The organism is Zavarzinia sp. (genome assembly GCF_049306435.1).
Lineage (GTDB): Bacteria > Pseudomonadota > Alphaproteobacteria > Zavarziniales > Zavarziniaceae > Zavarzinia.
Genome location: NZ_JBAQRT010000007.1, coordinates 1 through 11,146, shown reverse-complemented (window position 1 = coordinate 11,146; position 11,146 = coordinate 1). Strand labels below are relative to the sequence as shown.

Genomic DNA, 11,146 nt, shown 5'->3' with positions numbered 1-11,146 from the left:
GGCTGGGGCACGGCGATGGCGGTCAGCGGACTGGATAGGGCCGCCGTATCGCCGGCCTCGGGACTGACGGCATCGCTCGTCGCGGGTTTTGGCGGCGGCAGGCTGTCGGGATCGGGTTCGATGATCTCGGGCACCGTCTCGGGCACCGCAGCGGCCGGCTCGGTCGCGACCGGCACCGCTATCGTCGGGGCCGCGACAGGGGCGGCGGACGGCGCTTCCACCTGGCCCGGAATGCGCAGCTTCTGGCCCAGTTTCACGGTGAAGGGCGGCGAAATGCCGTTTTCGGCCATCAGGCTGGCCTGATCGACGCCATAGCGCCGACTGATGTTGTAGACGGTGTCACCCGTCACCACCGTGTGATAGCGCACCTGCGGTAGTTGCAGCACCTGCCCCGGCTTGACCGAGAAGGGCGCCGAGAGATTATTGGCCAGAATCAGGTCGCGCAGGGGCACGCCCGTGCGCGCCGCCACGGCGTTCAGCGATTCGCCCTGCGCCACCACGGTCGTGGCGCCCGTGGGGACCGTTTCCGCGTCAGGCGTGACCATGGGGGCAACCGGCACCGGCGCCGTTTCCACCGGCGCGGACGGGGTGCTGTCGAGCGGGGTCGCCGTGATGCCCCCGCCCCGACTGACGGGCGCGAGGGGCGCGGCTTCGATTTCCGGCATGGGCTCGGCGCTGCCGCCGCCCGTGATCGTCCCGGTCGGGGACGGGTGCCCGCCGCCGATATATTCGACGGGCGCGGGCTCCGTCCGTCCCCCGCAGGACGACAACATCAAGCCGCCGGCAAGCCACGCCGCCAGCCGAATCACGGGATAAGGGCCGCTCCAAACCATGGCTGCAGTCTCGGTTCGCCGGGGTGCCGCGTCAATCGTCCCGCAGGACGCCTTCGACGAGGGGCACGAAGCGCACCGGCATGAGTTTCTCGTAGAGCGCTTCCGCGCCCTGGCGGCGCACCCGCCAGATTTCCTGATCGCCATGCACCGGACCGACCGGCAGAATCATGACGCCGCCCTCGGCCAGTTGTTCGATCAGGGCCTGCGGCACGCTGGGCGCCGCCGCCGTGACCATGATGCGCTCGAAGGGCGCCTGTTCGGGCCAGCCCTTGGCGCCGTCGCCCAGCCTGGTGACGACATTGTGGATATGAAGATCGCTCAGGAGCCGCTCGGCATGGCGCATCAGGTTGCGCCGCCGCTCCACCGTATAGACACGGCGGCACAGTTTCGCGAGCACCGCCGCCTGATAGCCCGACCCCGTGCCGATTTCCAGCACCCGGTGCCGCGCCCCGACATCCAGCATCTGGGTCATGTAGGCGACGATGAAGGGCTGGCTGATGGTCTGACCGCCGGCGATGGGCAGAGCCGTGTCCTCATAGGCCTTGTGAGCGAGCGCGGGCGGCACGAAACGCTCGCGCGGGATCGCCTCGATCGCGCCCAGCACGCGCAGGTCCACGATGCCTTGCTGACGGAGACTGAGGACCAGGCTGGCCTTTTCGGTGTCGGTCCCCATGACGTCATTCGTTCAGTTGAAGGCCGGAAAAGGCGCGGCGCAGGGTGGCCTGTGTATCGTAATGCGTGAGATCGAGATGCAGGGCGGTCACCGAGATCGCCCCGGCATGGACCGCCTCGATATCCGAATCGCTCTCCGGCGGCTCGGGGCTGCGGCGATAGCCGAGCCAGTAGTAATTGTTGCCCCGCGCATCCACCCGCTCGTCGACGAAGAGATTGCCGACGCCGCGCCGACCCTGATGGCTGACCCGGACCCCGGTCACCTCGTCCGGCGGCACCGGCGGGAAATTCACGTTGATCAGCACGTCGCGCGGCCAGCCGGTCTCGATCAGCTTGCGGGCGATGGCGGCGCCATGGGCGGCGGCGCAGGCCCATTGGATCGGCTTCGTCCGGTCGAAACCGATGACCTGGCTGAAAGCGATCGAGGGCACGCCCAGCATGGTGCCTTCCATGGCGGCGGCGATCGTGCCGGAATAGGTCACGTCCTCGCCGATATTGCCGCCCCGGTTCACACCGGACAGCACGAGATCGGGCTTCCGTCCGGTGATGATCTTGTCGATCGCCATCATCACGCAATCGGTCGGCGTGCCCGACACGGCGAAACGCTTCGGCCCCGCCTTGCGGATGCGCAGGGGCTCGGTCAGCGTCAGCGAATGGGACGCGCCGGACTGTTCGGTCTCGGGCGCCACCACCCAGACATCGCTGCTGAGCGCGCGGGCGATGCCGATCAGCACCTTCAGCCCGGGGGCATGGATGCCGTCGTCGTTGGAAACGAGGATGCGCAGCGGTTTGTCCCCGGCCTCAGGCATGGGGGTGGATCGTCTGGAGACCGCCCATATAGGGCTGCAGCACGGCCGGGATCGCGATCGAGCCGTCGGCTTGGGCGTAATTCTCGAGCACCGCGACGAGCGTCCGGCCGACCGCGAGGCCCGAGCCGTTCAGCGTATGCACCGGCCGGGCATTCTTCGCACCCGAAGCCCGCGCCCGCGCCTGCATCCGCCGCGCCTGGAAGTCGCCGCAGTTGGAGCAGGAGGAGATTTCGCGATAGGTCTTCTGCCCCGGTAGCCAGACCTCGAGGTCATAGGTCTTGACCGCGCCGAAACCCATGTCGCCCGCCGCCAGCAGCAGCACGCGATAGGGCAGGTCGAGACGCTTCAGCACTTCTTCGGCGCAGGCGGTCATGCGCTCGTGCTCGGCCGCCGACTGTTCGGGCGTGGTGATCGAGACCAGTTCGACCTTGGCGAACTGGTGCTGGCGGATCATGCCCCTGGTGTCACGGCCCGCCGCGCCCGCTTCCGACCGGAAACAGGGGGTGAGCGCGGTGAAGCGTAAGGGCAGCTGGGCATCGTCGAGGATCTGCTCGCGGACGAGATTGGTCAGCGGCACTTCCGCCGTCGGCACCAGCCAGAAGCCGTTGGTGGTGCGGAACAGGTCTTCGGCGAATTTGGGCAGCTGCCCGGTGCCGTAGACCGCCTGATCACGGACGAGAACCGGCGGCGCCACTTCCGTGTAGCCGTTCTCGGTCGTGTGCAGGTCGAGCATGAACTGGCCGAGCGCGCGCTCCAACCGCGCCAGCGCGCCCTTCAGGACGACGAACCGCGCGCCCGACATGCGGGCCGCCGCCTCGAAATCCATCAGACCGAGCCCCTCGCCCAATTCGTAATGGGCGGCGCCTTCGGCGAGGCGCGGCGTGCCCCAGCGGCGGATCTCGGTATTCGCCTCTTCGCCGCCCTCGGGCACCTCTGCCGCCGGCAGATTGGGGATCGAGGACAGCAGCCCGTCCATCTCGACGGCGAGGGCCTTGTCCGCCTCGTCCGCCGCCTGGATATCGGACTTCAGGGTGGCGATCTCGGCCATCAGCGCCGAGGCGTCGCCGCCCTTGCCCTTCACCTGGCCGATCTCGCGCGAGGCGTCGTTGCGCCGCGCCTGCATGACCTGCAGCCTGGTCTGCGCGTCGCGCCGCTTCAGATCGAGGTCGAGCACCGCGGCGGCGGAGGCCGGAAAGCCGCGCCGCGCGAGGCTGGCGTCGAAGGCTTCCGGGTTGTCGCGGATCAGTTTCAGGTCATGCATGGGGGCAAAGCTCAAAGACGGCGGTGTGCCCTGTCCTTATAGGGAACAGGGCACGAGTCCGTCCAGCACTCAGGGGGCCGGGGCTTCGCTGTCGGCGTCTTCTTCCGCTTCGGCCTCGGCCTCGCGCTTGGCGCGGCTGCGCTCGATCAGGCGAACGGCGATGATCGACGCCTCGTAGAGGACGAGCATGGGAATCGCCAGACTGACCTGGCTGATCATGTCGGGCGGGGTGACCACGGCGGCGAAGGCGAAGACGCCGACGATCGCATAGCGCCGCTTCGACGACAGGGTCTTCGACGAGATGATCCCGGCCCGGCCCAGCAGGGTCAGCACCACCGGCATCTGGAAGCTGAGGCCGAAGGCGAAGATCAGCGCCATGACGAGGCTGAGGTATTCGTTCACCTTGGGCTCGAGCTCGATCGGCAGGGCGCCGCCGCCGCCGGGGGCTTCGAAACCCAGGAAGAAGTGCCAGGCCAGCGGCAGGATCAGGTAATAGAGCATCGCCGCGCCGGTGATGAACAGCACCGGCGTCGCGATCAGGAAGGGCAGGAAGGCGCCCCGTTCGTTGCGGTAAAGGCCTGGCGCCACGAACATGTAGATCTGGCTGGCGATGATCGGGAAGGCGAGGAAGGCGCCACCGAAGAACGAGACCTTCATATAGGTGAAGAAGGCTTCGGTCAGGTCGGTATAGATCATGCGCCGCGTCGCCGCGGACTCCCCCATGGCCTGATAGAGCGGCTTGGTCAGGAAGGCATAGATCTGATCCGAGATCAGGTAGCAGCCGACCATGCAGAGCACGAGGGCCGCGACACTGTACATCAGACGGCGGCGCAACTCGGTCAGATGCTCGACCAGCGGCGCGCGGCTGGCCTCGATGTGGTCTTCGTCCTGCTTTTTCGCAGCCATGTCAGGCCCCTGTGCTGCCTGCCGGCGGTGTTTCTGCTTTGGCCGGAGCCGTGGTCGCCGCGGCTTCAGCCGCGGCATCGGTGTCCCTGATCACATCGGCGACCGTGTCGGCGATATCATCGTCGAATCCCTCGTCCTCCTCCAGGGGGGCCGGACGTGGCTCGGCCGCGTAGGACGGCCGCGGCAGGGCGGGATCACCGGACATCGAGCGTTCAAGGTCCTGGCGCGTCTTGGCCAGTTCCTCGTCGCGCATCATCTGGTCGAAGGTCGACTGGAAGTTGGACGCCATGGAACGCGCCTTGCGCATCCAGCGCCCGACCGTGCGCAGCAGATCCGGCAATTCCTTGGGACCGACCACCAGAAGCGCGACGATACCGACGAGGAGGATCTCGGACCACGCGAGATCGAACATGCGCCTGTCTCCACGGCAGGGCGCGGCCCTGCAAGCGGTTACGCTCGCAGGGAGCGGCCCTGCAAGCCCTTACAAAAGAACGAGAAAGCCGAAGCTCAGACCTTCTGGGCGTCCTGGCTCTTCGCCTTTTCGGCCGTGCCGTCGATCGTCACCTGGCGGGCGGAATCGGTCGGAGCCGGCGGGGTCGGTTCTTCCGCCATGCCCTTCTTGAAGCTCTTCACGCCCTTGGCCACATCGCCCATCAATTCGGAAATCTTGCCGCGGCCGCCGAACAACAGGACGACCAGGGCGATGACGATTAGCCAATGCCACAAGCTCATCGCACCCATCGCCAATTCTCCTTCTTAAAAACCATGGCCCAGCGAGGCCGGATATTGCCCGAAGGGCATTGAGGAGGCAACGCGCAGAAATACGGTGCGTCGCCCGTCACCCTGCTTATTTGGGGGCTTTCCGTTACGCCGCAAAGACAAAACACTGTCCGGGGTCGAGGGAAATGCGCATTTCTGTCCCGGCGGGGGGTAAATGCGGCGGCGTGAGCCGCGCGACCAGCGGCGGAAGACCTTCGCCGAGAGAAAATTCAACCAGACTGTCGGCACCAAGCAGCCGGGCACGCAGGACGCGAACCGATTGCCCCGCGCCCGAATCGTCGATGCGGATGGCATGGGGCCGAATCAAAACCTCCGCCCGCGCCCCCGGCGCGAGGCCCGGCGCCGCGAAGCCGCCAAGCGGGGTTTCCACTCGTCCGCCCTCGCCCACGATGCCGGCGAAGGCATTCGCCTCGGCGAAGAAGCGCGCCGCGCCGGCATCCGCCGGCCGGTTATACAACTCCTCGGGCGTGCCGAGTTGAACCACCCTGCCCGCCCGCATCAGGGCGATGCGGCTCGCCATCCGCATCGCCTCCTCGGGATCATGGGTGACGAGCAGCACCGCCGCCCCGGTCGAGGCCAGCAGGGCCAGGGTCTCGTCCCGCACCCGGTCGCGCAGGCGAACGTCGAGGCCCGAGAAGGGCTCGTCCATCAGCATGACCGCCGGCCGGGGCGCGATCGCCCGGGCCAGCGCCACGCGCTGCTGTTCGCCGCCCGAGAGCATATGCGGGAAACTGCGCCCGCGATCGCCGAGCCCGACCTTGTCGAGCGCGGCCTGCGCCTCGACCAGCGCATCGCGCCGGGTGATGCCGAAGGCGACATTGTCGAGGATCGAGAGATGGGGGAACAGCGCGTAATCCTGGAAGATCAGGCCGACATGGCGTTTCTCGGGCGCGAGGCTGCCACGCTCGTCCGCCACCACGCGCCCGCCGATGTCGATCCTCCCCTGCTGCAGGATCTCGAGACCGGCGGCGAGGCGCAAAGTCGTGGTCTTGCCGCAGCCCGATGGACCGAGCAGGCACACGACCTCGCCCGCCTCGATCTCGATGTTCAGATTTTCGACGGCGATGCGCTGGCCGAAACGATGGGTGACATTGGAAAAGGCAAGACCGGCCATGACACTCGCTAAACCTCGTCAGGAGCCGGCAGACTGCGACCCCGGCCGCGCCTTTGCAATGGCCCGGCTCATCAGGATGACCGGAATGACGCCGACGAACACGATGGCCAGCGACGGCAGGGCCGCCTCCGGCAGGCGCTCGTCGCTGGCGAGTTCATAGGCCTTGATCGCCAGCGTGTCGAAATTGAACGGCCGCATCATCAGGGTCGCCGGCAATTCCTTCATCACGTCGACGAAGACCAGCAGCGCCGCCGTGGTCAGGCTGGCCCGCATCATCGGCAGATGCACCCGGCGCAGCGTATCGAGCGGGCTGCGCCCCAGGCTGCGGGCGGCCGCATCCATGCTGGGCGTCACTTTCTCGAGGCCCGATTCCACGGTGTTGAAGGCGACCGCCAGGAACCGCACCAGATAGGCGAAGACGACGGCGGCGATCGATCCCGTCAGCACGAGGCCGGTCGAGACGCCGAAGGTGCGCCGCATCCAGGCATCGACCGCGTTGTCGAGACCGGCGATGGGCACGAGAACGCCGACCGCGATCACCGCCCCCGGAATGGCGTAGCCCATGGCGGCGACGCGGATCGCCACCCGTCCTACCCGCGAAAGACCCAGCCGCTGGCCATAGCCGAGCAGCACCGCGAGCCCGACCGCCAGCGCCGCCGTCGGCAGCGCCAGGGTCAGCGTGTTGCGGGCATAGGTCAGGAAAGGACCGAGGGCCATGCCATCCTCCCCCAGCGCCCAGATCGAGAGCGCGATCGCCGGCAGCACGAAGCCGAGCAGGATCGGCAGCGCGCAGGCCAGCGTCGCGACGACCGCCGATACAGGTTTCAGGGCAAGGCGCGGCAGCGGGCGGTAACGGGTCGTCGTGTGATGGAACCGGGCGGAGCCCCGGGCATAACGCTCGCCCAGCATCAGGACGGCGATGGCGACCAGCAGCAGGGCGGCGAGATGGGCGGCCGAAACCGGATCGCCCAGCCCCAGCCAGGTGCGGAAAATGCCCGAGGTGAAGGTATCGACGGCGAAATATTGCACCGTGCCGAAATCGCCCAGCGCCTCCATCAGCGACAGCGCGACGCCGGTCGCCAGCGCCGGCCGGGCCAGCGGCAGGCCGATGCGCCAGAACGCGCCCCAGGGCGAGCAGCCGAGCGTCCGCCCGATCTCGAGCGCGCAGACCGACTGTTCGAGGAAGGCCGCCCGCGTCACCAGATAGACGTAAGGGTAAAGGACCAGCACCATCATGGCGATGGCCCCGGGCATGGAGCGGATGTCGGGGAACCAGTAGTCGCGCACCGCCCAGCCGGTCAGGTCGCGCAGCAGGCCCTGCACCGGCCCCGCCACGTCGAACAGGCCGGTATAGGTATAGGCCAGGACATAGGCGGGCACCGCCATGGGCAGGAACAGCGCCCATTCGAACAGGCGTTGGCCCGGAAAGCGGCACATGGTGACGAGCCAGGCCGTCCCCGCCCCGATTACCGCCGTGCCGATGCCGACCCCCAGCATGAGGATGATGCTGTTGGTGACGTAGAGCGGCAGCACGGTTTCGCTGAGATGCCGCCAGGTATCCCCCGCCGGCGACAGCGCGGCCGAGGCGACCATGACCACCGGCAACGCGAAGATCGCGGCGATGCCGAGCGCCAGCAAGGTCCAGCCCCTGGGCCACCAGTGCCTGCGCGCGATCGCTTTGGCGCCAAGACGGTAATCGGTAAGTGCCACTTGAATGCCGATGCTCCAGGAGACGCGGCCGCTACCGGCGCACCACCCTGCGAATGATTATCAGTAACCCGGCCAGACGCAAGCCCGCCATCACGCAGGGCTGCCCCCCTCCGGTGCGACATCTTCGCCAGGGTCGAGAGCATCGAGCGCCTCGTCCTCGTCCAGCGGCTCCAGATCCTCGTCCCGGCCGATGACCGGCATGGCCTGCCGGGGATCGACGAGACCGGCCGCCTTCAGATCCTCGATGCCCGGCAGGTCGCCGATCTGGGCGAGGCTGAAATGGTCGAGGAAGACATCCGTCGTCTTGAACGTGAGGGGCCGGCCCGGGGTCTTGCGGCGGCCGGCCGGCTTGACCCAGCCCGTCTCCAGGAGGACGTCGAGCGTGCCCTTGCTGACGGCGACGCCGCGGATCGCCTCGATCTCCGCCCGCGTCACCGGCTGGTGATAGGCGACGATGGCCAGGGTTTCGATCGCTGCGCGCGACAGGCGCCGCGTCTCCTCGGTGTCCCGGCGCAGGAGGAAGGCGAGATCGGGCGCGGTGCGGAACGTCCAGCGGCCGGACACTTCGATCAGATTGACCCCCCTGCCCTCATAGGCCGCCCTGACCCGCTCGATCAGGGGCCGGATCTCGATGCCGGGCGGCAGGCGCTGGGCGAGGCTGGCTTCATCCAGCGGCTCGGCCGCGGCGAAGATCAGCGCCTCGATCATGCGGCTATAGTGCAGCAGGTCGGCGTCGTCGAGGGCGCGGGGCGCGGCCTCGCCCTCCGCCTCGGCCTCGATATCCGGGTCTTCGGGGGAAAGCTCGGGTTCGTCGTTCATTCGTCGCGGGCCTTGCGGATGAAGATGGGGGCGAAGGCCTCGGTCTGGCGCAGCTGGATCTTGCCCTGGCGCACCAACTCGAGACTGGCGGCGAAAGTCCCCGCCAGGGCCGAGCGACGGCCGAGGGGATCGGTGAAATCGTCGGGCATGAACATTTCCAGCCGCGTCCAGTCGAGCTCGATGCCCAGCATGGCGGAGAGACGGTGGATCGCCGCCTCCATGGTGAAGATGGGCGGCAGCTTCACGGTCAGATGACCGCCGGTCTTGCGCGCCGCCCAGTCGGCATAGGCCTTGATCAGATCATAGAGGCTGGTGGACCAGTTCGATTTCCGCACCACGGTCACGCCCTCGGGCGCGCCCCGGGCGAAGACATCGCGGCCCAGCTGGTGGCGCGACATCAACTTGGCGGCGGCGGCGCGGATCGCCTCCAGCCGCTCCAGCTGCAGGGCCAGACGGGCGGCCAGTTCCTCGCCCGACGGCTCCTCGCCCGCCGGCGGCTCGGGCAGCATCAGGCGGGATTTCAGATAGGCCAGCCAGGCCGCCATGACGAGATAATCGGCCGCGAGTTCGAGGCGCAGGTGCCGCGCCTCGTTGACGAAGACGAGATACTGGTCGGCCAGCTTCAGGATCGAGATCTTCTTCAGATCGACTTTTTGCGCCTTGGCCAGGGCGAGCAGAAGATCGAGCGGCCCCTCGAAGCCCTCGACATCGACGGTCAGAATCTCCCCGTCCTCGCCGATGACAGGCGGGATCTGATCCTCGAAGGGCAGCGATGGACCGGGCTTGTCGCTCATGGGGCCAGTTTACGAAAGAGGCGAGCCCGCAAGCGAGAGCAAAAGCTGGATGACGCCGTTCATCACCGGACGCAGCACCTGGAACACCGGATTGAAGTCATGGCCAAACTGGCCCGCGATCATCGGAATGAGGAAGACAGCGCCAAAAACAATCAACATGCCATAGGGCTCCACCCGCGACAGCGGATAGGCCAATGCCCGGGGCAGCAGGCCGACGGCGACCCGGCCACCATCGAGGGGCGGCAGCGGGATCATGTTGAAGACGCCGAGAATGACATTGATCATGACCGCGTTGACGCAATTGGCGCCCAGCCAGGTCGCCGCCTGTTCCGGCAGATAGGGCACGGCGTGCAGAAGCAGCGCCGCGACCAGGGCCATCAGGACATTGGCCCCCGGCCCCGCGGCCGCGACCAGCACGGAATCCCGCCGGGGCCTCCGCAGGTTGCGGTAATTGACCGGCACCGGCTTGGCATACCCGAAAGCGAAACCCGCCGTCATCAACAGCAGCAGGGGCAGGATCACCGTGCCCAGGGGATCGATGTGGCGCAGCGGATTGAGCGACACCCGGCCGAGCAGTCGCGCCGTCGGGTCGCCCAGCCGGTCGGCGACGAAGCCATGGGCCGCCTCGTGCAGGGTGATGGCGAAGATGATCGGCAGCGCCCAGACCGAGACTTGTTGCAGAAACTGCGCGAGCGGCATCATGCCCCCGCCTCCGTCCCGGCCGCGACCAGCGTGTCGAGTTCGGCCCTGGCCGCCGCCCGGTCGAAGGGCAGGGCCGGCGCCCGGCGCGAGGCCGCCAGCTTCCAGCGCGCCAGCGCATCGCCGTCCAGCAGCGGGATCGCCGGCAAAAGCCCGTCCATCTCGTCCAGCTTGCCGCTGCAATGAAGCGCGAGATCGCAGCCGGCATCGAGGGCCGCCGCCGCCCGCTCGGCGAGGGAGCCGGCCAGGGCCTGCATGTTGAGATCGTCGGAGACGAGAACGCCGTCGAAGCCGAGGCGGCCGCGCACCAGATTGGAAATGCCATCCGCCGATTGGGTCAGCGGATGGTCGGCATCGATCGCCGTGTAGACGACATGGGCGGTCATGGCGACGGGCATGTCGGACAGGGCGGCGAAGGGCACGAAATCCGTCGCCTCCAGCAGCGCGAGGGGAGCATCGACCACGGGCAGGGCGACATGACTGTCCGCCATCGCCCGGCCATGGCCCGGCAGATGCTTGATCACCGGCAAGACGCCGCCGGCCAGCAAGCCTTCGCAAGCGGCACGGCCAAGGTCGGCGACGAGGGCGGGATCGTCGGAAAAGGCGCGGTCGCCGATCACGTCATGGGCGCCCGGCACCCAAATATCGATGCAAGGGTGGCAGTCGACATCGATGCCGAGGGCCCGGAGATCATCGGCGATCAGGCGGGCCTGCAGCCAGGCCGCGCGCTGGGCGGCGCCGCCGTCGAG

At 67.9% G+C, this 11,146-nt stretch carries 13 protein-coding genes; all 13 read right to left on the bottom strand.

What is annotated here, in order from left to right:
- Nucleotides 1-773 (bottom strand): LysM peptidoglycan-binding domain-containing protein (locus WAZ62_RS00510; RefSeq protein ID WP_422641573.1); only part of this gene is annotated, 773 nt, incomplete at its 3' end.
- Nucleotides 774-864: 91 nt separating this feature from the next.
- The gene (locus WAZ62_RS00505) at nt 865-1,506 is read right to left on the bottom strand and encodes a protein-L-isoaspartate(D-aspartate) O-methyltransferase (RefSeq protein WP_422641572.1); all 642 of its coding nucleotides are present in this window, start codon (nt 1,504-1,506) and stop codon (nt 865-867) included.
- A 4-nt stretch (nt 1,507-1,510) separates the two neighbouring features.
- On the bottom strand, nt 1,511-2,314 hold the full coding sequence (gene surE, locus WAZ62_RS00500) for a 5'/3'-nucleotidase SurE (protein WP_422641571.1): 804 nt from the start codon (nt 2,312-2,314) through the stop codon (nt 1,511-1,513).
- Nucleotides 2,307-3,575 carry a serine--tRNA ligase gene (gene serS, locus WAZ62_RS00495; protein ID WP_422641570.1) on the bottom strand — a complete coding sequence of 423 codons (1,269 nt, stop codon included), beginning with the start codon at nt 3,573-3,575 and terminating at the stop codon, nt 2,307-2,309. Before serS ends, surE begins: the two co-directional genes overlap by 8 nt.
- Nucleotides 3,576-3,644: 69 nt before the next feature.
- Entirely contained in the window at nt 3,645-4,481 is an 837-nt protein-coding gene (gene tatC, locus WAZ62_RS00490; protein ID WP_422641569.1) for a twin-arginine translocase subunit TatC, read from the bottom strand.
- A 1-nt stretch (nt 4,482) separates the two neighbouring features.
- Nucleotides 4,483-4,893: a Sec-independent protein translocase protein TatB gene (gene tatB, locus WAZ62_RS00485; protein WP_422641568.1), complete on the bottom strand. Its 411-nt coding sequence runs from the start codon at nt 4,891-4,893 to the stop codon at nt 4,483-4,485.
- 95 nt (nt 4,894-4,988) lie between these two features.
- Entirely contained in the window at nt 4,989-5,222 is a 234-nt protein-coding gene (locus WAZ62_RS00480; protein ID WP_422641567.1) for a twin-arginine translocase TatA/TatE family subunit, read from the bottom strand.
- Nucleotides 5,223-5,346: 124 nt separating this feature from the next.
- Nucleotides 5,347-6,375 (bottom strand): ABC transporter ATP-binding protein, encoded by a 1,029-nt coding sequence (locus WAZ62_RS00475; protein WP_422641566.1) that lies wholly within the window; start codon nt 6,373-6,375, stop codon nt 5,347-5,349.
- Nucleotides 6,376-6,393: 18 nt separating this feature from the next.
- Nucleotides 6,394-8,085, bottom strand: coding sequence for an ABC transporter permease (locus tag WAZ62_RS00470; RefSeq protein ID WP_422641565.1), 1,692 nt, complete (start codon nt 8,083-8,085; stop codon nt 6,394-6,396).
- Nucleotides 8,086-8,175: 90 nt separating this feature from the next.
- Complete coding sequence (gene scpB / locus WAZ62_RS00465) at nt 8,176-8,904, bottom strand: SMC-Scp complex subunit ScpB (protein WP_422641564.1); 729 nt, start codon at nt 8,902-8,904, stop codon at nt 8,176-8,178.
- Complete coding sequence (locus WAZ62_RS00460; protein WP_422641563.1) at nt 8,901-9,698, bottom strand: segregation and condensation protein A; 798 nt, start codon at nt 9,696-9,698, stop codon at nt 8,901-8,903. The genes scpB and WAZ62_RS00460 overlap by 4 nt, the downstream gene beginning before the upstream one ends.
- Before the next feature lie 9 nt (nt 9,699-9,707).
- Entirely contained in the window at nt 9,708-10,400 is a 693-nt protein-coding gene (locus WAZ62_RS00455; RefSeq protein WP_422641562.1) for a site-2 protease family protein, read from the bottom strand.
- On the bottom strand, nt 10,397-11,146 hold a 750-nt coding region (locus tag WAZ62_RS00450; RefSeq protein ID WP_422641561.1), incomplete at its 5' end, for a glycoside hydrolase family 3 N-terminal domain-containing protein. The genes WAZ62_RS00455 and WAZ62_RS00450, both read right to left, overlap by 4 nt.

Coding starts and splice junctions, on each gene's coding strand:
- serS (WP_422641570.1), bottom strand. CDS start 3,575: ATGCATGACCTGAAACTGATCCGCGACAACCCGGAAGCCTTCGACGCC.
- tatB (WP_422641568.1), bottom strand. CDS start 4,893: ATGTTCGATCTCGCGTGGTCCGAGATCCTCCTCGTCGGTATCGTCGCG.
- tatC (WP_422641569.1), bottom strand. CDS start 4,481: ATGGCTGCGAAAAAGCAGGACGAAGACCACATCGAGGCCAGCCGCGCG.
- WAZ62_RS00455 (WP_422641562.1), bottom strand. CDS start 10,400: ATGATGCCGCTCGCGCAGTTTCTGCAACAAGTCTCGGTCTGGGCGCTG.
- WAZ62_RS00475 (WP_422641566.1), bottom strand. CDS start 6,375: ATGGCCGGTCTTGCCTTTTCCAATGTCACCCATCGTTTCGGCCAGCGC.
- WAZ62_RS00480 (WP_422641567.1), bottom strand. CDS start 5,222: ATGGGTGCGATGAGCTTGTGGCATTGGCTAATCGTCATCGCCCTGGTC.
- scpB (WP_422641564.1), bottom strand. CDS start 8,904: ATGAACGACGAACCCGAGCTTTCCCCCGAAGACCCGGATATCGAGGCC.
- WAZ62_RS00505 (WP_422641572.1), bottom strand. CDS start 1,506: ATGGGGACCGACACCGAAAAGGCCAGCCTGGTCCTCAGTCTCCGTCAG.
- WAZ62_RS00460 (WP_422641563.1), bottom strand. CDS start 9,698: ATGAGCGACAAGCCCGGTCCATCGCTGCCCTTCGAGGATCAGATCCCG.
- surE (WP_422641571.1), bottom strand. CDS start 2,314: ATGCCTGAGGCCGGGGACAAACCGCTGCGCATCCTCGTTTCCAACGAC.